Source organism: Micromonospora sp. NPDC050695 (assembly GCF_040654415.1).
Lineage (GTDB): Bacteria > Actinomycetota > Actinomycetes > Mycobacteriales > Micromonosporaceae > Micromonospora.
This window is the reverse complement of record NZ_JBFAHZ010000007.1, coordinates 153,969-174,248: the sequence shown is the minus strand read 5'-3', so window position 1 is coordinate 174,248 and position 20,280 is coordinate 153,969. Positions and strand designations below refer to the sequence as shown.

Annotated in this window: 18 protein-coding genes; 15 read left to right on the top strand and 3 right to left on the bottom strand. The window is 71.3% G+C overall.

What is annotated here, in order from left to right:
* Positions 1–56: 56 nt before the first annotated feature.
* Genes AB0H52_RS07775 through AB0H52_RS07765 form a run of 3 tightly spaced genes read left to right on the top strand, consistent with a single transcriptional unit; the run spans position 57 to position 2,537 of the window.
* Complete coding sequence (locus AB0H52_RS07775; protein WP_151488891.1) at positions 57–788, top strand: phosphocholine cytidylyltransferase family protein; 732 nt, start codon at positions 57–59, stop codon at positions 786–788.
* Entirely contained in the window at positions 776–1,843 is a 1,068-nt protein-coding gene (locus AB0H52_RS07770; RefSeq protein WP_357945932.1) for an iron-containing alcohol dehydrogenase family protein, read from the top strand. The genes AB0H52_RS07775 and AB0H52_RS07770 overlap by 13 nt, the downstream gene beginning before the upstream one ends.
* Positions 1,818–2,537 (top strand): CDP-alcohol phosphatidyltransferase family protein, encoded by a 720-nt coding sequence (locus tag AB0H52_RS07765; RefSeq protein WP_151488893.1) that lies wholly within the window; start codon positions 1,818–1,820, stop codon positions 2,535–2,537. Before AB0H52_RS07770 ends, AB0H52_RS07765 begins: the two co-directional genes overlap by 26 nt.
* Positions 2,538–4,515: 1,978 nt before the next feature.
* Here the strand turns inward: AB0H52_RS07765 and AB0H52_RS07760 are convergent.
* Positions 4,516–5,775 (bottom strand): glycosyltransferase, encoded by a 1,260-nt coding sequence (locus tag AB0H52_RS07760; protein WP_357945929.1) that lies wholly within the window; start codon positions 5,773–5,775, stop codon positions 4,516–4,518.
* 80 nt (positions 5,776–5,855) lie between these two features.
* On the opposite strand from AB0H52_RS07760, the gene AB0H52_RS07755 reads away from it, so the two are divergent.
* The 12 genes from AB0H52_RS07755 (at position 5,856) to AB0H52_RS07700 (ending at position 19,485) form a co-directional block, all read left to right on the top strand.
* Entirely contained in the window at positions 5,856–6,716 is an 861-nt protein-coding gene (locus tag AB0H52_RS07755) for a DNA-formamidopyrimidine glycosylase family protein (RefSeq protein ID WP_357945926.1), read from the top strand.
* Between the two features lie 264 nt (positions 6,717–6,980).
* Positions 6,981–8,552, top strand: a complete 1,572-nt coding sequence (locus AB0H52_RS07750; protein ID WP_192580181.1) for a sugar transferase — start codon at positions 6,981–6,983, stop codon at positions 8,550–8,552.
* 39 nt (positions 8,553–8,591) lie between these two features.
* On the top strand, positions 8,592–9,818 hold the full coding sequence (locus tag AB0H52_RS07745; RefSeq protein WP_357945923.1) for a histidine kinase: 1,227 nt from the start codon (positions 8,592–8,594) through the stop codon (positions 9,816–9,818).
* Positions 9,815–10,573, top strand: a complete 759-nt coding sequence (locus AB0H52_RS07740; protein WP_151488899.1) for a LytTR family DNA-binding domain-containing protein — start codon at positions 9,815–9,817, stop codon at positions 10,571–10,573. The genes AB0H52_RS07745 and AB0H52_RS07740 overlap by 4 nt, the downstream gene beginning before the upstream one ends.
* Before the next feature lie 65 nt (positions 10,574–10,638).
* Entirely contained in the window at positions 10,639–11,310 is a 672-nt protein-coding gene (locus AB0H52_RS07735) for a DUF5701 family protein (protein ID WP_357945920.1), read from the top strand.
* A gap of 97 nt (positions 11,311–11,407) precedes the next feature.
* Positions 11,408–12,088: a response regulator transcription factor gene (locus AB0H52_RS07730; protein ID WP_151488901.1), complete on the top strand. Its 681-nt coding sequence runs from the start codon at positions 11,408–11,410 to the stop codon at positions 12,086–12,088.
* Positions 12,085–13,167 (top strand): HAMP domain-containing sensor histidine kinase, encoded by a 1,083-nt coding sequence (locus AB0H52_RS07725; RefSeq protein WP_357945917.1) that lies wholly within the window; start codon positions 12,085–12,087, stop codon positions 13,165–13,167. Before AB0H52_RS07730 ends, AB0H52_RS07725 begins: the two co-directional genes overlap by 4 nt.
* A complete protein-coding gene (locus AB0H52_RS07720) occupies positions 13,164–14,855 on the top strand; it encodes a DUF4173 domain-containing protein (RefSeq protein ID WP_357945914.1) in 1,692 nt (563 codons plus the stop codon). Before AB0H52_RS07725 ends, AB0H52_RS07720 begins: the two co-directional genes overlap by 4 nt.
* Before the next feature lie 44 nt (positions 14,856–14,899).
* Positions 14,900–15,313, top strand: a complete 414-nt coding sequence (locus AB0H52_RS07715; RefSeq protein WP_225854217.1) for a hypothetical protein — start codon at positions 14,900–14,902, stop codon at positions 15,311–15,313.
* Position 15,314: 1 nt separating this feature from the next.
* The gene (locus tag AB0H52_RS07710) at positions 15,315–16,955 is read left to right on the top strand and encodes a cation acetate symporter (RefSeq protein WP_151488904.1); all 1,641 of its coding nucleotides are present in this window, start codon (positions 15,315–15,317) and stop codon (positions 16,953–16,955) included.
* A gap of 77 nt (positions 16,956–17,032) precedes the next feature.
* Positions 17,033–17,797: an ABC transporter ATP-binding protein gene (locus AB0H52_RS07705; RefSeq protein WP_151488905.1), complete on the top strand. Its 765-nt coding sequence runs from the start codon at positions 17,033–17,035 to the stop codon at positions 17,795–17,797.
* The gene (locus tag AB0H52_RS07700) at positions 17,782–19,485 is read left to right on the top strand and encodes an ABC transporter permease (protein ID WP_357945910.1); all 1,704 of its coding nucleotides are present in this window, start codon (positions 17,782–17,784) and stop codon (positions 19,483–19,485) included. The genes AB0H52_RS07705 and AB0H52_RS07700 overlap by 16 nt, the downstream gene beginning before the upstream one ends.
* Here the strand turns inward: AB0H52_RS07700 and AB0H52_RS07695 are convergent.
* Positions 19,482–19,688: a DUF397 domain-containing protein gene (locus AB0H52_RS07695; protein ID WP_151488906.1), complete on the bottom strand. Its 207-nt coding sequence runs from the start codon at positions 19,686–19,688 to the stop codon at positions 19,482–19,484. The two genes, AB0H52_RS07700 and AB0H52_RS07695, sit on opposite strands and share 4 nt — an antisense overlap.
* Positions 19,685–20,173 carry a DUF5753 domain-containing protein gene (locus AB0H52_RS07690; RefSeq protein WP_357945908.1) on the bottom strand — a complete coding sequence of 163 codons (489 nt, stop codon included), beginning with the start codon at positions 20,171–20,173 and terminating at the stop codon, positions 19,685–19,687. Before AB0H52_RS07690 ends, AB0H52_RS07695 begins: the two co-directional genes overlap by 4 nt.
* Positions 20,174–20,280 lie beyond the last annotated feature (107 nt).

The following is a 20,280-nucleotide window of genomic DNA, read 5'->3' as shown; positions in this document are numbered from 1 at the left end:
CCAACCGGGGCTATCCTCCACCGGTGACGGGGAGCAGCACGAGGGAGGATGTCGCGATGATCGGAATGGTCCTTGCGGCCGGGGCGGGGCGCCGGCTGCGCCCGTACACCGACACGCTGCCGAAGGCGTTGGTGCCGGTCGACGGCGAGACCACGATCCTGGACATCGCGCTGGGCAACCTCGCCGAGGTCGGGCTCACCGACATCGTGATCGTGGTCGGCTACGCGGCGGACGCGGTCCGCGAGCGGCAGGCCGACCTGGAGAAGCGGTACGGGGTGACGCTCACCCTCGTGCACAACGACAAGGCCGAGGAGTGGAACAACGCCTACTCGCTGTGGCTGGCCCGGGAGTACTTCGCACGCGGGGTGCTGCTGGTCAACGGGGACACCGTGCACCCGGTGAGCGTGGAGAAGACCCTGCTGGCCGAACGCGGCCCGGGCATCCTGCTCGCGGTGGACACCCTCAAGCCGCTGGCCGAGGAGGAGATGAAGACCACCTTCGACGCCGCCGGCCAGCTCACCCGGATCACCAAGATCATGGATCCGGGCGAGGCGTACGGGGAGTACATCGGCGCGACGCTGATCGAGCCGCAGGTCGCCGACGCCCTCGCCGACGCCCTGGAGGCGACCTGGCGGCGCGACCCGAACCTGTACTACGAGGACGGCTACCAGGAGTTCGCCGACCGCGGTGGCGAGGTGCGGGCAGCTCCGATCGGTGACGTGCCCTGGGTGGAGGTCGACAACCACGCCGACCTGGCCCGCGCGCGGGAGATCGCGTGCCGCTACTAGCCCGCAGCGTCCTCACCCCACTGCACATCGACGTACGACGTGGGGCGGTCGCCGACCTGGGCGCGATCCTGGCTGATGGGCGGATCTCCTCCGGTGGCGACGTCGCCGTGGTGGTCGGCCCGGGTCAGGGTGCCCAGATCGCGGAGCTGATCCGACCGTCGCTGCGCTCGGCCGACGTGTTCACCGTCTCCGGCGGCACTCTGGACGCCGCCGACGACCTGGGCGGCAAACTCCGCGCCCGCTCGTACGACGCGGTCGTCGGGATCGGCGGCGGCAAGACCATAGACGTGGCCAAGTACGCGGCCACCCGGCGAGGGCTGCCGATGGTGTCGGTGGCGACCAGCCTCGCCAACGACGGGATCGGCTCCCCGGTGTCCAGCCTCATCACCGACGGGCTCAAGGGCTCCTACGGGGTGCACATCCCGATCGCGGTGATCGTCGACCTGGACTTCGTGGAGAGCGGCCCGGACCGGCACAACCGGGCCGGCATCGGCGACGTGATCAGCAACATCAGCGCGTTGGCCGACTGGGAGCTGTCCCGGCAGGTACGCGGCGAGCCGGTCGACGGGCTGGCCGCGTCGCTGGCCCGCGCGGGCGCCGAGGCGGTGCTCAACCACCCCGGCGACATGACCGACGACGCGTTCGTCACCGTGCTGGCCGAGGCGCTGATCTCCAGCGGCCTGGCGATGGCGGTGTGCGGCACCAGCCGACCGTCCAGTGGCGGCTGCCACGAGATCATGCACGCCGTCGACTCGCTCTTTCCCGGCACCGCCTCACACGGCGAACTGGCCGGGCTGGGCGCGCTGTTCTGCACCTGGCTACGCGGGGACCTGCGCCGATTCGGGGAGATGTCGGCCTGCCTCGCCCGGCACGGCCTGCCCCGGCTCCCGGCCGAGGTGGGGCTCACCGACGACCAGTTCGTGGAGGCGGTGCAGTTCGCGCCGCGTACCCGACCGGACCGCTACACGATCCTCGAACACCTGGCGTTGTCGCCTACCCAGACGCGGGAGCGGCTGGCAGACTACGCCGGTGCAATCCGCGACCAGCTTGGCTGAGCCCCGTCCCACCGTCGCCGACTTCCACCGGGTCAACCGGGGTGGCGGCCTGTTCAGCGAGTCGATCAGCCAGTGGCTGGGCGCGGTCTTCGCGCTGGTCGCCCAGCGACTCGGGCTGCGCCCGACCGCGCTGACCGTCACCAACCTGATGCTCGGCCTGGCCACCTCGGTCACCGTGGTGGCGCTCGCCGGCCCGGTCGCCGCCGGTGACGTACCGGCCTGGGTCGTCGGCCTGCTCGCCCTGGTCGGCTGGCAGGTCGCGTACTCCCTGGACTGCGCCGACGGGCAGCTCGCCCGGGTGACCGGCCAGGGCAGCGCGGCCGGGGCGCGTGTCGACGTGCTCTGCGACGTGGCCGCGCAGATCGCCCTGGTGGCCGCGCTCGCCGCCACCGCCGTGGCGCAGGAGCCGTCGACCCCGACCTGGCTGGTGGCGACCTTCGCCGGCACCTGGATGGTCAACCTGGTGACGTCGGTGATGCAGGCCGGCCCGAACGCCGCCAGCATGGTCACCTCGACCTCGCTGCCGGTGCGCCTCGTGAAGCTGGTCCGCGACTACGGCGCGGTGGTCTTCGTGGCGGCCCTGGTGCTGGCCGTGGCCCCCGCGCTGGTCCTCTGGGTGATGGTCGCGTTCACCATCGTCAACGGCGGCTTCCTGCTCGCCAGCATCGCCTTCTCCGCCCGCGCCTCCCTGTAGGAACCCGGTGGCGCGTCGACGGAACGCCACCCACGACAGAGAGGGCCTGGTGGTAGTGGTCGAGGTCCTCAAGCCGTTATGCGCCCGGACGGGCTACCGTCCTGGACCCGCGCCCAGAACGGCCCCACCCCCGCCTACCTTGCCTTCGCCTGTCGCTGCTTACGCTCTACGAGCGAAGCCGGATCCGCCACCATGGCCGTGTGAAGCGCCGGGCGGTGGCGGAAACCCACCCGGAGGGCCATATACCGGCAAACCTCCTCCCGGTGGGGAAGCCACCGGAGCCTGAGGCCTGCCGAGCTGGGCAGATGCACTCGTCAACGCAGCGGCGCTGGAACTCGGGTAGGCGCCCCTGGGAGCAGCCTGCGGCGGGCCGGACGGGCCAGCCTGACGTGGCGCAATTCGTCGGACTGCCACCGGCACCACTTGCGGAAAAGGTTGAGCGAATCTTTCATTCAGGAAAATGAAGAACGGGTCGGTAGTCCTTAGGTGAAATCGCTGACTTTGATCGGAATTGAGGAACTCAACGAATTTCACAAGGGCCGATTCTATAGCTCTCGATCGCTCTTGAATCTCCTGATCTTCTCTCAACCCTGTCGCCAAAACCCTAGCCTCGTCCCGCTCATGAGTCATGGCTCCGTCCCGGCCAACTCCGGCCACGAATTTCAGGAAGCGGTAATCAGGGTCGTTCCGATAATCTTTATCGACCTGGTGATATAGATCGCTGGCCTTCTCCACCAAAAATTCGGTGCGATTTGGATCATTAGGTGCAGCCATTCGAATATCCATTCTGGCGAGATTACGAGCCGACGGGATCGGCGAGATCTTCGGCGCTATCGACCGCGAAGCCGCCCGACACATCAACACCGAGCAACTTGTCGCCGCGTAGCCACCCACCTACCCGACAAGCTCTAAGGGCGACCGGCAGTAGGCGTCCAGTCCCGAACCACGCCCAACTCCTTGCTGAGATCACGTCACTGCCGGCGAACTGACCCATTCCCCGACTGACTCCCGTGCTGCTGCCACCGGTTGCTTCCGGCACTCGACTGGCCTCCGGCGGGACCAGCCTGTCCTGCGCCCCCGTGAGCCGCACCCGGAGCCGAAGCTGCGCTAGTCAACGCCGCAACCGCAGGCCGGGTAGTAGAAAGAGTCCGCATATAGGGAAGTTGGTTGCTGGTTTGGTACAACCAGTCCAGCGTCGCCCGCCGAGTCCAGAGCCCAGGGTTAGTAACGTCTCGTCGTGGTCGGCGCGAATTACCTGATTTTTCCGGTCACGCCGATACGCAAACGTAAGATCTCCTCGGAAGGCCTCCAGCGCTTGAATAAAATCAGGCGCTGCACAGTTTTCCGCACCAAACGACCTTGCTGCGTCGTCTTTGTACCGTGTCGAGACATCCGGTTCCTGGTACCATCGGCCATACATGCTGTTCCTCCCTTGAATTATCGGAATGGAAGCGCATGCCACGATCAAGTGGCACACCCTTACAACGAGCCTCCCGAGGCAGTAGTTCATCCAGAACGTTCGCAAGGGGTAGTGTGCCCGTTTAGTCGATTCCGGCTAGTTGCAGGGATCTGTACGGTTTGCGGCTGTTTCGTCGTAGGGTTTGCGCGACGGATGCGGTGCCGGCCAGGCGGAGCAGGCTGATCGCGGCGGTGCGCAGGGTGGCCAGGGCTCGGGGTGCGTTGCCGGACAACAGGCAATGGGCGTCTTCGCGGTAGGTGGTCGGAGCGGATACCGGCCGAGGAGACGGCCCGCGCAGTGCCGGACCGGCGGTGGCGGCGTGGACCGCAGTGAACTGCTGCCGATCGGCCGGCGGGTGGCGTACTGGCGGAGGCGGCGGGGGACGCCGCGCCGTTCCTGTCGCCGGCCCCGATCGGTAACCGGCTGATACTCACCGCCCGACCGGTCCTCCGCGCCCACCGCACCGGCCGCCAACGACCGAAGCACCTACTCCTTCACGCACGTGACCGGCGGGCCGGGTCAGGGGCGGGTAACTCCGGCATAGATGTCGAGGAGTCGCTTGGTGACCACGTCGGGGTGGAAGGTCTGCTCGTACCGCAGGCGGGCCCGCGCGGAGCGCGTGGCGGCACCGGCCCGCGCGACCGGGAGCGCGGCGGCCAGCGCGGCCGGCTCCGGTGGCACCACCCAGCCAGCGGTACCGGTGACCACGCCGACCGGCAGCGGCGTCGGCCCACCACCCCCGGCGACCGCGGAGGCGATCTCGGCCGGTCCGGTGCCGGCGGGCTCGTGCGGGGCGTCCGCCCCGACCAGGTACGGGATGCCGCCGAGTGCGGTGCCGAGCACCGGCCGGCCACTCGCCAGCGCCTCGATGATCACGGTCGGCAGCACGTCGTGCCACATCGAGGCCGCGATCACCACGGCGCTGGCCTCGACGGCGGCCCGTACCCCGGCGCGGTCGAGCTGGCCGAGGTAGACCACGTCGGGTCGTTCGGCGGCGGCGGCCTCGACCAGCGGGCGCAGCTCGCCGTCGCCGGCGATCCGCAGCGTGCCCAGGGTGCCCACCGGGTGCCGACGCCAGGCGTTCAGCAGCAGGTCGACGCCCTTCTCGGGGGACAGCCGGGCCAGGTAGAGGAAGCCGTCACCGAGCGGCGCCGGCCGGCCCGGGTCGGGTACGGCGTTCGGCTTCACGATGATCCGATCGTCCGGAATGCCGTACTCGCGGAGGTGGTCGGCGATGGCGGTGGTGAGCGCGACGTACCGGTCCACCGACCGCCAGGTGCCCCGGTGCACGGCCAGGGTGGTCGCCATCAGCGCGCTCTGCGCCGCCGAGTCGCGGTAGCACCGGTGCTTGATCGCCGGCACGCCCAGCGCCCGACCCTTGCAGTCCTGGCAGATCACGCCGTCGCGGAAGTAGATGCCGGAGGAGCAGACCTGCCGGTAGTTGTGCACCGTCTGCACCACCGGCACGCCGTGCCGGTGCGCGGTCCGCACCACCCAGGGCGACAGCAGAGGGTACGGGTTGTGCAGGTGCAGGACGTCCGGCCGGTGCTCGGTGAGCAGCCGGCTCAGGTCGTGCTGGGCACGCGGCGCCCAGATCGGTGAGATCGGCAGCAGCGCCTTCGCCGCCTTCGACATCGACGGGATCTCGTCCGAGCTGCGGATGAACGGCAGCACCTCGACACCGGCAGCGGTGAGCTGGGCGATCTCCGAGTCGACGATCGTGTTCTCCCCGGAGGGCTGGGCCTCCCGGTACCGGTTGTGCGCCACCACGATTCTCACTGAGCGTGCCTCTCGTTCGCGATTGCGGGACTCGCAAGCTCATTCCTCACGCTCACGGGAAAGAAGGCTACCGTTGTGTCGTGCCCGAACTACCGGAGGTTGAGGCGCTCGCGGGTTACCTGCGGCAGCGCGCGGTGGGGCGGCGTGTCGACCGGCTGGAGATCGCCGCGATCAGCGCCCTGAAGACGTACGACCCGGCACCGACCGCGGTCACCGGTCGGGCGGTGGTCGACGCCCGCCGGCACGGCAAGTTCCTCGACGTGCTCGTCGAAGGCGACCTGCACCTCGTGGTGCACCTGGCCCGGGCGGGCTGGCTGCACTACCGGGAGGCGTTCCCGTCGAGCGCCCCGCTTCGTCCCGGTAAGGGGCCGATCGCGCTGCGGGTCCGTCTCGACGACGGATCCGGCTTCGACCTCACCGAGGCCGGCACGCAGAAGAAGCTGGCCGCGTACCTGGTCACCGACCTGGCGGCGGTGCCCGGGGTGGCCAAGCTGGGTCCGGACGCGCTCGCCGCGGACCTGCCCACCTTCGCCGAGCGGCTCCGCAGCCGGCGGGGGCAGGTCAAGGGGGTGCTGACCGACCAGTCGGTGCTGTCCGGGGTGGGCAACGCGTACTCGGACGAGATCCTGCACGCCGCGAAGCTGTCGCCGTTCGCGATCACCGACCGGCTCACCGACGACCAGCTGGCCACCCTGCACGCGGCGACCCGGCAGATCCTCGGGGACGCCGTCGAGCGGTCCCTCGGCCAGCGGGCCGCCGAACTGAAGAGCGAGAAGCGCTCAGGGCTGAAGGTGCACGCCCGGACCGGGCTGCCCTGCCCGGTGTGCGGGGACACGGTGCGGGAGGTGTCGTTCGCCGACTCCAGCCTCCAGTACTGCCCGACGTGCCAGACCGGCGGCAAACCGCTCGCTGACCGACGGTTGTCCCGACTCGTACGGTGAGTGATCGCACCCGCCGACTACAGAGCGGAATCGGCCCGACTGAGCCGAAGCTCCGGTCCACCGTTCTCGCCAGAGGCGTATCCATCGGTATAGTGGCCCGGTCCCCGGCTTCTGAAATGGTGCGGAGCCGGCCAGATCCCGCCGGCACCATCGGTCGCCAATCTCCTTCGGGGCGGCGACCGGTCGGAGCCCGCGTGGGAGACTGGGACGGTGGGCGACCCGGGCCCTCACTGCGAGTGAGCGGCCCGTGTCATGCGGGAGGACATGGGTGAGGTGACGGCAAGCCTCCAGCGCCCGGTATCCAACGAAGGCCGGAGCAGACTCGTGCGGCACGTCGACAGCTTCGAGATCCAGCCGCCGACGCCGCCGTCACACAACGGCGTCCCTCGGTCGGCGTGGGCCAGGGCGCGACGCCGTGTCTCCCGCTGGCACCGCCCCTACATCGCCATTCTGCTGCTGCTCGACTTCTGCGCGGCGGCGTTCGCCAGCTGGATCGCGATCCAACTCTTCGACCAGGCCACCTCCGGTTTCAGCGACACCCAGCAGGACCCGACCTGGTTCCACACCGTCTCCTACCTGCTGCTTCCGCTCGGCTGGGTGGTCATCCTCTGGAGCAACCGGGCCTACGACCGGCGCTACCTGGGGCTCGGCCCGGACGAGTTCAAGCGGGTGATCCGGGCTTCGGTGACGGTAGCCGCGAGCGTCTCGTTCCTCGCCTTCTCCACCGTGACCCAGCTCTCCCGGTTCACCGTGGGCACGGCGCTGCTCGGCGCGGCGCTGCTGATCCTGTGGGGCCGGTTCGTGGCCCGCTGGGCCCTGCACTACATCCGGCGGCGGGCAGGCCAGGCCGCGCATCGGATGGTGCTCGTCGGCACCCTCCCGGAGTGCCTGGAGGTCTACGCGGCGGTCACCCGCAGCCCGAACGCCGGGCTGGTCCCGGTCGCCATCCACATCACCGACGGGTACGCGGCGGCCCGGGGCATGCCGACCCCGGTCCCGATCTACGCCGGCCGGGACGTCCTGGCCCTGGTCCGGGAGGTCGGTGGCGACACCATCGCGGTGTGCGGTTCGGCCAGCGCGGAGCCGGGTGAGCTACGCCGGCTGGCCTGGCAGCTGGAGGGCTCCGGCGTCGACCTGGTGGTCGCACCGCAGCTCACCGACATCGCCGGCCCCCGGGTGCACATCCGGCCGATCGAAGGTCTGCCGCTGCTGCACGTCGAGGAGCCGACGCTCTCCGGGCCGGCGCTGCTGGCCAAGAACCTGCTGGACCGGGTGGCCGCCGGCCTCGGCCTGCTGCTGCTGATCCCGCTCTTCATCTCGATCGCGGTGGCGATCCGGATCTCCGACCGCGGGCCGGTCTTCTTCCGCCAGCCCCGGGTGGGGCACGAGGGGCGCACGTTCCGGGTGTGGAAGTTCCGGACCATGTACGTCGACGCCGAGGACCGGCTGGCCAGCCTCACCGACCAGAACGAAACCGACGGCATGCTGTTCAAGATGAAGCAGGACCCGCGGGTCTTCCCGGTCGGCCGCTTCCTGCGGGCCTCCTCGCTGGACGAACTGCCGCAGTTGATCAATGTGCTCTGGGGTGAGATGTCGCTGGTCGGGCCGCGCCCGCTGCCCGCCGACGACGGCGACTTCCTCGGTGACGTGCGCCGCCGCCTGCTGGTCCGTCCCGGCATGACCGGGCTGTGGCAGGTCTCCGGCCGCTCCGACCTGTCCTGGGACGAGTCGGTCCGCCTGGACCTCTACTACGTCGACAACTGGTCGCTCGCGTACGACCTGAGCATCCTGTGGCGCACCGTCGGGGTGGTGCTCGCCCGCAAGGGCGCGTATTAGGGGGTTGGCGCGCCGGCCCGCAGGGGCAAGGATCGCTGCGTGGGTGGCAACCTCTCCGCCGTGGTCGGCGTCGTATCACTGGTCACCGCGCTGACCGCTGCCCTGTGGGCGGTGCTGCGGCTGCGTGCCCGCCGGGGCATCGCCACAGCCACCCAGCGGGCCACCTACGAGGTGCTGCACACCGCCGGCCTGGCCGCCGAGCCGCTGCGGGCAGGGCTGAGTGCGGCGGGCGCGACGAAGGCCGTACGCCATCTGCGGGCTCTGGTGGGCGCGGCCGGGCTGGCGCTCACCGACGCCGACCGGGTGCTCGCCCTCGACGGGCGCGGCACGCACCACGGGGAGCAACTGCTCGCGGCGGCCCGGCGGACGGTGGCGACCGGCCGCTCGACGGTCCTCGGTGAGCAGGAGCTGCACTGCGACCGGGTCGACTGCCCGATCCGGGGGGCGGTGGTCGCGCCGTTGCAGGGCGCGGACGGCCGGGTGGTCGGCGCCCTGGTGGCGATCGCCGACAGCCCTCCGGCGCCGGGGCTGGTGCAGGCCACCCTGGAGACGGCGCACTGGGCCGGCAACCAGCTCGCCCTGGCCGAGCTGGACTCGTCGCGGGAGCGGCTGGCCCGTGCCGAGATCCGGGCGTTACGGGCGCAGATCAGCCCGCACTTCATCTACAACGCGCTGACCGCGATCGGCTCGTTCGTGCGCACCGACCCGGAGCGGGCCCGGGAGCTGATCCTGGAGTTCGCCGAGTTCACCCGGTACTCGTTCCGGGCGCACGGGGAGTTCACCACGCTCGCCGAGGAGTTGCGGTCGATCGACCGCTACCTGACCATCGAACGCGCGCGCTTCGGTGACCGGTTGCAGGTGCGGTTGCAGATCGCCCCGGAGGTGCTTCCGGTGACGTTGCCGTTCCTCTGCCTCCAGCCTCTGGTGGAGAACGCCGTCCGGCACGGGTTGTCCCGCAAGCCGGGCACGGGCATGGTGAGCATCGAGGCCCGGGACGCGGGCGCCGAATGCCACATCACGGTGGAGGACGACGGAGTGGGAATGGACCCGACCACGTTGACCGCCGGCATCGCCGAGTTGGCGCGCGGCGCCGGTGATCCGGGCGACGACACGGGCCAGCACGTCGGCCTCTCCAACGTCGACGAGCGGCTGCGGTCCGTCTTCGGTGACCGGTTCGGCCTGGTCGTCGAGACCGGGCTGGGCTCGGGCACGAGGGTGAGCATGCGGGTGCCGAAGTTCCACCCCGGTGTGCGGGCGGGCTCGTGACCACTGGTTTTCTCCGGGTCCTGGCGGTCGACGACGAGCCGCCCGCGCTCGATGAGCTGGCGTACCACCTGCGGGCCGACCCTCGGGTGGCCCGGCTGCACACGGCCTCCGACGCCACCGAGGCGCTGCGGCTGCTGCGCGACGGCGATGTGGACGTGGTCTTCCTGGACATCCGGATGCCCGGGTTGGACGGCATGGAGCTGGCCCGGGTGCTGCGCCGTTTCGCCCGACCGCCGGCGATCGTGTTCGTCACCGCGTACGACGACGGCGCGGTGGACGCCTTCGACCTGGGTGCCACGGACTACGTGCGCAAGCCGGTCCGTGCCGACCGGCTGGCCGAGTCGTTGCGCCGGGTGATCGGTTCGCGGGTGGTGCCGTCGCATCCGGCGGCGCTGGCCCGCGCCGAGGAGGATCCGACCATCCCCATCGAGTTGGCCGGCACCACCCGGATGCTGCCCCGTTCGGCGGTGCGGTGGGTGGAGGCGCAGGGCGACTACGCCCGGCTGCACACCGCCGAGGGCTCGCATCTGGTGCGGGTGTCGTTGGCGACCCTCGCCGAGCGGTGGGCCGACGCGGGTTTCGTCCGGGTGCACCGGTCGTACCTGGTGCAGTTGAAGTTGATCGCGGAACTGCGGCTGGTCAATTCCGGCTACGTGGTGGTGGTCGACTCCACCGAGCTGCCGGTGAGCCGCCGGCACACCCGGGAGTTGAAGGACAAGCTGGTCAGGGCCGCGAAGCAGGACTGGAACCGTTGAGCCGGGAATGAGACGGCCACTGCCGTACGTTGTACGCTAGGCCGTACGACAACCGGGAGGCCATCGTGTCCGAAGCCCCGTTCGACGCCGAGACCGAGTTCGACCGCCAGCTGGACCGGCTGGTGCGGTTGGACTACCCCGCCCTCGCCGGGCTGACCGAAACCGCCTTCCGCGACCTGGTCGAACCGCTGCGGACCAGGGCGATCGAGGGTGCCGCCGGCCTGCCCGCCCCCACCGACGCCCGGGTGCCGGTCCTGCTGGTCATCAGCCGGGACCTGATCGGGGTGCAGGAGCGCCTCGAACTCACCACGCTGGCCGGCAAGCGCAAGCCCGGCGTCCTCGACCGGAACTACGCCGAGGGCGACCTGCCGCGCTTCGACCCGATCAAGGAACTGGAGGTGCCAGCCGGGCCGGCGTACCTGCTCTTCGACGTCGACCGGGGCGAGGAGTTCCGCAACCTGCCGCCCGCCACGGCCATGGAGGGCATGACCGCACAGGGCCGGCTGCCCCTCACCATCGACGAAGGGCTCGCCTTCATCACGCTGCACCCGGCTGCGCTCGCCAGCAACAGGTGCTTCTCACTGGTCGGCTCCCGCTGCGGCGACAAGCGGGTGCCGGCGCTCTGGATCAGTCAGGGCGCCCCGAAGCTCGGCTGGTGCTGGTACGGCAACCCGCACACCTGGCTGGGCGCCGCCTCAGCCCACCCAGAACGCCGCTCGGATCGACGCCGATCCTGACTGTTCGTCGAGTTATCCACAGGTGCGGCGCGTTCTCCACAGGTTGTTCACAATGCCACCCACTGATCTCCACGGCGGCTCAATACAGTCAGGACCCATGAAGGAACGCCGGGTACTGGTGGTCGAGGACGAACGGACCATCGCCGAGTCCATCGCCGCTCGACTGCGGGCCGAGGGTTTCACGGTGCACATCGCGGCGGACGGGCCCAGCGCGGTCGCGCAGTTCCGGGCCGGCCAGCCCGATCTCGTCGTACTCGATGTCATGCTGCCCGGCTTCGACGGCTTGGAGGTGTGCCGCCGGATCCAGGCGGACCGGCCGGTGCCGGTGCTGATGCTCACCGCCCGGGACGACGAGACCGACCTGCTGGTGGGGCTCGCGGTCGGCGCGGACGACTACCTCACCAAGCCGTTCTCGATGCGGGAGCTGACCGCCCGGGTGCACGTCCTGCTGCGTCGGGTGGAGCGGGCCGCCGCCACACCCGCGCCGCCCGCCATCCGCCTCGGCGACATCGAGATCAACGAGGCCGAGCGGCGGGTTCGCCGTGGCGGGGCGGACGTGCACCTCACGCCGACCGAGTTCGACCTGCTGATCCACCTCGCGGGGCGGCCCCGCACGGTGCTTCCCCGGGAACGGCTGCTCGCCGACGTCTGGGGTTGGGGCGACGGCAACGGCACCCGCACGGTGGACAGCCACATCAAGGCGTTGCGCCGCAAGTTGGGCGCCGACCTCATCCGCACCGTGCACGGCGTCGGTTACGCCCTGGAGCTGCCGTCATGACCGCCTCCCCGCTCACCCGCCTGGACCGGGTGCTGGAGCTGCTGCCCCGCCCGCTGGATCCGGTGCGCTCCATCAAGCTGAAACTGGGCGTGCTGCTGGTCGCCTCCGGTGCGGCCGGGTTGGCCTACTTCTCGTACGGCATCGGCTGGCCGCCGCCGGTCACCTCGGCGACCGCCATCGCCGTCGCCCTGCTCACCTCGCAGGTGCTCGCCCACGGCATGACGTCGCCGCTGCGGGAGATGACGGCGGCGGCCGGGGCGATGGCGCGCGGCGACTACACCCGTCGGGTACGCGCCACCTCCCGCGACGAGGTCGGTGAGCTGGCCCAGGCATTCAACAAGATGGCCGAGGACCTGCACGCCGCCGACCAGCGCCGACGGGAACTGATCGCGAACGTCTCGCACGAGCTGCGTACGCCGAGCACCGCCCTGCAGGGCGTGCTGGAGAACATGGTGGACGGCGTGGCCGACCCGGAACCGGCGGCGCTGCGTTCGGCGCTGGCCCAGACCCAACGGCTCGGGCACCTCGTCGCCGACCTGCTCGACCTGTCCCGCCTCGACGCCGGCGTGGTGCCGCTGCGGCGGGTACACATCGACGTAGGGGACTTCCTCGACGAGGCGGTGGAGCACGCCACCGCCAGCGCGTCCGGCGCCGGCCTGGACGTGCACTTCCACCTCCGTGAGCTGCCGGCGCCGCTGACGGTCCACGCGGACCCGTGGCGACTGCACCAGGTCTTCGCGAACCTGCTCGACAACGCGGCCCGGCACAGCCCGCCCGGCGGCACCGTGCGGGTGAGCGCCGAGGACCACGGCGACCAGCTCCGCTTCGAGGTGAGCGACGAGGGCCAGGGCATCCCGCCGGCCGAACGGTCCCGGGTGTTCGAGCGGTTCACCCGCGGCGACCGGTCGGCCGGCGGCGGTACCGGGCTCGGCCTGGCCATCGCCCGCTGGGTCGTCGAACTGCACGGCGGTCAGATCGGTGTCCTCGATCCCGCCGGACCGCACCGGGGCGAGAGTCCCGGCTGCCGCATCCAGGTCACCATCCCGAGCGACGGGCCACATCGAAAAGAGGCCGCATGACCAGCCCTGGCAGCACACCGCTACCGGCCACCGGGCCGACCGGACCGCAGGTCCCTCCGACGGTCCGACCCGGCCCGGCTGCCCCGGCCGCCGCTCGACCCCAACCGTGGCCGCTCACGCCGGCCGTGCCCAGGCCACCGTCGCTGATCGATCGGCGCTGGCCAGGGCCGTCCGGCCCCGCCCGTCCGCTGGTCCTGGCGGCGCTGACGGCTGCGGCGGTCGTCGGCACCTCGACGCTCACGACGATCCGTCCCGGCCTCGGCTGGCTGGTGGCCGCGCTGGCCGGCACCGCCGCCCTCGTCACCGCCAGCGTCGTCCGTTCCAGGACGTCGTCCTCGGCGGCGGCTGCGCCGGCACCGACCGCCACGCCAGCTGCGGCGGACGCCGCCCGTCCCGGTGCCACGGGGGCACCGGGGCGGGTGGCGCAGGCCGCCTGGGCCGTCGCGACGGTCGCGTTGGTCGGCGTCGGCACGGTCCGGGCCGCCGGCTGGCTCTTCGCCCTCTGCCTGCTCGCGGCCGCGGTGACCGGGACGCTCGCGGTGACCGGCGGGCGGAGTCCGCTGGGGATGCTGCTCGCCGCGACGCTGCCGCCGGCCGCGACGGTACGGGCGCTCCCGTGGGCGGTACGCGGACTGCGCAGCGGCCGCCCGACCGGGTCGGGGATCGAGGTCGGGCGCATCATCACCAGCCTGGCGATCTCCGTTGGTCTGCTGCTGCTGTTCGGGGTGCTCTTCTCCTCCGCCGACGCGGTGTTCGCCGACCTGGTCACCGGCCTGCTGCCGGACATCTCGGCGCCCGGTGTGATCGGTTGGGCGTTCCGCCTGCTGCTGATCGGTGGCGGTCTGCTCGGTGCCGCGTACCTGGTCAGCCGCCCGCCCGACCTGGACGGCCTGCGCCCCGGGCCGTCCCGACCGGCCCACCGGCTGGAGTGGACCCTCCCGCTGGTGCTGCTCGACGCCCTGTTCGCCGCGTTCGTGCTGGTCCAGTTGACGGTGTTGTTCGGCGGCGCGGGGCACGTGCTGCGCACGGCGGGGCTCACCTACGCCGAGTACGCCCGTGGCGGGTTCTGGCAACTGCTCGCCGTCACCGCGCTCACCCTGCTGGTGATCGCCATCGCCGCCCGTCGGGCACCGAAGGCCAGCCGGGCGGACCGGTTGCTGGTCCGCGTCCTGCTCGGCACGCTGGCGGCGCTCAGTCTGGTGATCGTCGCCTCGGCGCTCTACCGCATGCAGGTCTACGCCGACGCGTATGGCGCGACCCGGCTGCGGCTCGTCGTGGCGACCGCCGAACTCTGGCTCGGGCTGCTCTTCGTCCTGGTCGGGGTGGCCGTGGTGCGGCTGCGGGCGGACTGGCTGCCCCGGTTGGTGATCGGCACGGCGGTGCTGGCGCTGCTCGGGCTGGCCGTGGTCAACCCCGATCGGCTGATCGCCGACCGGAACGTCGACCGGTACCTGGAGACCGGCCGGTTGGACGTCAACCACCTGTCCGGGCTGTCGGCGGACGCCGTACCGGCCCTGGCCCGACTGCCCGAGCCGATGCGCATCTGCGCGCTGCGGCAGCTCGCCGCCGAGCAACCCGGGGACGGCTTCTGGGCGACGAACCTCGGCCGGGAGCGGGCGCGGCGGGATCTCGACAAGGTCCAGGCGACCGCCGGTCTGGCGTACTGCCCCGACCCGCAGCGCTGGTGAGGGCGAACGCTTGACAATCGCGCAGGGCGGGCCAGACTGCCGGGGTGGCCAAGCAACTCCCTGACGTGGGGTCGGGCGGTGCGGTCCCGCCACCCCGGCGGGCCCGGATCGTGTTGGCCGACATCACCCGGCAGGACAGCCGCGCCGAGCGGACCCGCGCCGAGCTGGCGCAGCAGACCCAGGTGGGTGAGGCGCTGGTCCGCGGCCTGGTCCGCGCCCAGCTCGCGCTGGCGTTGCGACTCTCGCTGGTGGTGGCCATCGGGCTGGGCGGGCTGCCCTGGCTGTTCGCCATCGCGCCGTCGCTCGGCCGGACGACCGTCGCTGGCGTCAACCTGCCCTGGCTGCTGCTCGGTGTGGCGTCCTTCCCGTTCCTGATCGGGGTGGGCTGGGCGTACGTGCGGCTGGCCGAGCGCAACGAGCAGGACTTCACCGACCTGGTGCAGCGGCCGGAGCGCTGAGGTGGGCAACGACTTCGTGGTCCCGGCCATCGTCGCGGTCACCCTGGTCACCGTCGGGATCGGCTTCTACGGGCTGCGGTTGGCCCGCACCACCTCCGACTTCCTGGTGGCCTCGCGGGCGATCAGTCCGACGTGGAACGCCGCCGCCATCGGCGGGGAGTACCTGTCGGCGGCGAGCTTCCTCGGCATCGCCGGCCTCGTCCTCAAGTACGGCGTGGACGTGCTCTGGTATCCGGTCGGGTTCGCCGCCGGCTACCTGGCCCTGCTGCTGTTCGTGGCGGCTCCGCTGCGGCGTTCCGGCGCGTTCACCCTGCCCGACTTCTGCGAGCTGCGGCTGGGGTCGCGGCGGCTGCGCATCCTCGCCACCGCTTTCGTGATCTTCATCGGCTGGTTGTACCTGGTGCCGCAGCTCCAGGGTGCCGGGCTGACCCTGGCCACGGTGGCCGGCTCCCCTTACCCGGTCGGTGCCCTCCTGGTCGCGGCCGTGGTCACCGCGAACGTGGCGCTGGGCGGGATGCGGGCGATCACCTTCGTCCAGGCGTTCCAGTACTGGTTGAAGTTGACCGCTCTCGCCGTACCGGTGATCTTCCTGGCGTTGCAGTGGCAGGCCGACGGCCGCCCGGCGGTGACCCCGCCCGACGGGCCGACGTTCCGGGCCGCGACCACCGTCGTGGTCGAGCACCGCGCGACCCTCACGCTGCCCGACGGTGAGATCCGAGAGGTACGCCCCGGCGACGAGTTGACCTTCGCCGCCGGTGACCCGGTACCGGGGGTGTCCGGGGCGGCCACCGACGCCGGCGACTGGTTGCTGCCCAGCGCCGCCGGTGACGACGACCGGGGCCTGTTCGCCACGTACTCGCTGATCCTGGCCACGTTCCTGGGCACCATGGGCCTGCCGCACGTGCTGGTGCGCTTCTACACCAACCCGGACGGCGCGGCGGCCCGCCGGACCACCCTGGTCGTGCTGGCGCTGGTCGGTGCCTTCTACCTGCTGCCCACCCTGTACGGGGTGCTCGGCCGGATCTACACGCCGCACCTGCTGATCAGTGGGCAGACCGATGCGGTGGTGGTGTTGCTGCCCGGCGCGGCCCTCGGCGACGGACTGGTCGGGCGGCTGCTCGCCGCGCTGGTCGCCGCTGGCGCGTTCGCGGCCTTCCTCTCCACCTCGTCCGGGCTGCTGACCAGCGTCGCCGGGGTGATCTCGACGGATGTGCTGGGCCGTGGCTCGGTACGCGGCTTCCGGCTGGCGACGGTGATCGCTGGCGGCGTGCCGGCGGTGCTGGCGCTGCACGTCTCCGGGCTGGACGTGTCGCAGGTGGTCGGGTTGGCCTTCGCGGTCGCCGCGTCGAGCTTCTGTCCGCTGCTGGTACTCGGCATCTGGTGGCGTGGGCTGACCGACGTGGGCGCCGCCGCCGGCGTGGTGGCCGGCGGCGGAGCGGCGATCGGCGCGGTGCTGGTCATCGTGCTCGGGCCGCCGCTGTCCGGCTGGCCGGCCACGCTGACCGCGCAACCGGCCGCCTGGACGGTGCCGCTGGCCTTCACCGTGATGGTCGCGGTGTCGATCGCCACCCGCCGGCGTGCCCCCGGCGACGTGGCGGCCACCATGCTCCGCCTGCACACCCCGGAAGCTGTCCGCCTGTGACCACTACGACTCCAGGATGATCGAGGTCCGTCCACCGTCGGAGGGCGGAACTGGCGATCGACGGATAACGTCGCCTCATGACTGTTGAGCACCCCGCGCTCGCACTGCGTGGCCTGGCCAAGCGGTTCGACGGCACGATCGCGGTGGCTGGCGTCGACCTGGACGTCCCCGCCGGTTCCTTCTACGGCCTGCTCGGCCCGAACGGCGCCGGCAAGACCACCACCCTGTCGATGGCGGTCGGGCTGCTGCGGCCGGATGCCGGTTCGGCGTGGGTGCTCGGGCACGACGTGTGGCAGGACCCGGTCACGGCCAAGCGGTTGCTCGGCGTGATGCCCGACGGGGTGCGCCTGTTCGACCGGCTGACCGGGGCGGAGTTGCTGGCGTACCACGGGTTGTTGCGGGGGATGGACCCGGCGGTGGTCGACCAGCGGGCCGCGGAGTTGCTGGACGTGCTGGCGCTCGGCGACGCCGGCCGGACGCTGGTGGTGGACTACTCGGCGGGCATGAAGAAGAAGATCGGGCTGGCCTGCGCGCTGCTGCACGGTCCCCGGCTGCTGGTTCTGGACGAGCCGTTCGAGGCGGTCGACCCGGTCTCCGCCGCGCTGATCCGGGACATCCTCACCCGGTACGCGGCGGGCGGCGGCACGGTGGTCTTCTCCAGCCACGTGATGGAGGTCGTCGAACGGCTCTGCTCGCACGTGGCGATCCTCGCCGGGGGCACCATCAAGCGGGTCGGCACCCTTTCCGAGGTACGCGGGGACCGCTCGTTGGAGCAGGTCTTCGTCGAGGTGGTCGGCGGGCGTACCGCGACCGGTGAGGAGCTGTCGTGGCTTTCCCGGTGAGTGCCGCCGCCGCTCCCGCCGCGCCGGTCCGACCCGTCTCCGCCGGGCATTTCGTGCGGCTCAAGCTGCGGGTGATGGGCAACAACTTCCGGGGTCAGGGCTGGCGGATCGCCCTGTTCATCGGCGGTGCGCTGGTCGGGCTGTGGTTCGCCGTCAGCGGCTTCTTCCTCTTCGCCGCGCCCGGCATGACGGGCAACGGCCGGTACGCGGTGTTGGTCGCGGCGGCCGGTGGTGGGCTGCTGGTGCTCGGCTGGCTGCTGCTGCCGCTGGTCTTCTTCGGGGTCGACGAGACGTTGGATCCGGCCCGGTTCGCGCTGTTGCCGCTGACCCGACGCACCTTGGTCACCGGCCTGTTCGCCGCGGCCCTGGTCAGCGTGCCGGTGCTGGCGGTGCTGGTCGCCTCGTTCGGGCTGGCGCTCACATCCTGGGCGTTGGGCGGTTGGTCCGCGGGCCTGGTGGCCATCGTCGGCGTGCTGGGTGGGCTGCTGCTCTGCGTGGCCGCGAGCCGGGCGGTGACCAGCGCCTTCGCGTCCATGCTGCGGTCACGGCGGGTACGTGACCTGGCGGCCGTGCTGTTGGCGGTGACCGCCGCGCTGCTCGGGCCGTTGCAGGTGTTCGGCCTCGCGGCGCTGCGCGAGGCGGACTGGAGCCGGTTGACCGGAGTGGCGACGGTCGTCGCCTGGACGCCGTTCGGTGCACCGTGGACCGCCGGCATCGACGTGGCGCAGGGCCGGGTCTGGGCCGCCCCGGTCAAGTTGCTGATCACGGCCGCGGCGATCGGTGCCCTGCTGGTCTGGTGGTCGCGGTCGTTGGAGTCGGCGATGGTGGGCGCGGTGAGCGCCGGGAAGGCACCGACGCGGCGCGGTGCCACCGGTGGCGCGGTCGGCCAGCTGTTTCCCCGACTCGCGGGCTGGGCCCGCCGGGACCGGTTCGGCGCGTTGGTCGCCCGGGAGGCCCGCTACTGGTGGCGGGACGCCCGCCGACGGGCGAACCTGATCACCATCGCGGTGGTCGGCATCTTCGTGCCCGTGGTGATCAACGTGACGGGCGGGGACTTCGCGGCCACGGACGGCGCGGGGTTGACCGCGGGCGTCGCCGACAGCTCACCGGTCGTGGTCACCATCTCCATGCTCTTCGTCGGCGTACTCGCCTCGGTCACCCTGGCCAACCAGTTCGGTTTCGACGGCAGCGCGTACGCCGCGAACGTGGTCGCCGGCGTGCCCGGCCGGGTGGAGCTGCGCGCGCGCATGACGGCCTTCTCGCTGTACGTGCTGCCGATGCTCGCGGTCGTCGCCGTGGTGCTGTCGGTGGTGCTCGGCCGACCGTCGTGGATCGGGTTGACGACGGGCAGCCTGGCCGCCACCTACGGCGCGGGGCTGGCGGTGAACAGTTTCGTGTCGGTGCTCGGGGCGTACTCGCTGCCGGAGACGAGCAATCCGTTCGCGATGAACAGCGGCGCCGGTGTCGCGAAGGGCCTGCTCACCATCCTGGCCATGGTCACCTCGGCGGTCGCGGCGGTGCCGATGGTGGTGGCCGCCGCGCTGCTCGGCGACGCGTGGCTCTGGCTGGCCCTGCCGGTCGGCATCGGGTACGGGCTGGGCGCGGCACTGCTGGGGGCGTACCTGGCCGGCGACGTACTGGACCGCCGCCAGCCGGAACTGCTGGCCACCGTCACCCCGCGCCGTTAACCGGCGCGCCGGCTCCCGGGCTGGGCAGCGTCGGCGACGAAGCCACGCCAGGCGGACGGCGCGAAGGTGAGGATCGGGCCGGAACGATCCTTGCTGTCCCGGACCAGCACCACGCCGGGCATGTTGTCCGCCACCTCGACGCAGTTGCCGCCAGAGTCGGTCGACCGGGTGGACGTGCGCCAGCAAGGCTCGCTCATCGTCATTGCGTCACCTTCAGCTTCCGGATCAGATCCAGCGTGGCGCCGGTGGAGAGTGCTTCGCCGAGCAGGCTATCCCACTTGCGATCGATCAAGGCGATCATTTCGGGGTCGTCCATGACGTGTCCGCGGACGGCATTCTCCAGGTAGAGGGCCCTGTCTCCGTCCGGCAGATCAGCGAGCACGAAGCCACCGCCGAGGCCGACATGCTCGCCCACGGCCAGTGGGATCCCGTGTATTCGGACGAATGGCAGATCCGCCACCTCATGCAGCCGACCGAGTTGGGCATCGAGCACGGCAGGACCACCCACCGGTCGGCGGAGGCCCATCTCGTCAACCATGAAGACGCAGTGCGGTGGTACATCCCGGGACAACAGCTTCTGACGTTCCAGCCGGACCGCAACGAGTTCGTCGACAACGCTCGGCGGATGCAGCCCTCCCGCTGAGATGACCGCGTGGGCGTACTCCTCGGTCTGGAGTAGGCCGGGCACGAGACATGCCTCCAAGGCGCGTAGACGAGTGGCCCGCTGCTCGTATCCGCGCCACTGCGCGAACCAGGAAGGCCCGCGATCCTGTCTGCGGCCCTGAGTAGTTCGGC

Coding starts and splice junctions, on each gene's coding strand:
- AB0H52_RS07775 (WP_151488891.1), top strand. CDS start 57: ATGATCGGAATGGTCCTTGCGGCCGGGGCGGGGCGCCGGCTGCGCCCG.
- AB0H52_RS07750 (WP_192580181.1), top strand. CDS start 6,981: ATGGGTGAGGTGACGGCAAGCCTCCAGCGCCCGGTATCCAACGAAGGC.
- AB0H52_RS07730 (WP_151488901.1), top strand. CDS start 11,408: ATGAAGGAACGCCGGGTACTGGTGGTCGAGGACGAACGGACCATCGCC.
- AB0H52_RS07725 (WP_357945917.1), top strand. CDS start 12,085: ATGACCGCCTCCCCGCTCACCCGCCTGGACCGGGTGCTGGAGCTGCTG.
- AB0H52_RS07720 (WP_357945914.1), top strand. CDS start 13,164: ATGACCAGCCCTGGCAGCACACCGCTACCGGCCACCGGGCCGACCGGA.
- AB0H52_RS07705 (WP_151488905.1), top strand. CDS start 17,033: ATGACTGTTGAGCACCCCGCGCTCGCACTGCGTGGCCTGGCCAAGCGG.
- AB0H52_RS07695 (WP_151488906.1), bottom strand. CDS start 19,688: ATGACGATGAGCGAGCCTTGCTGGCGCACGTCCACCCGGTCGACCGAC.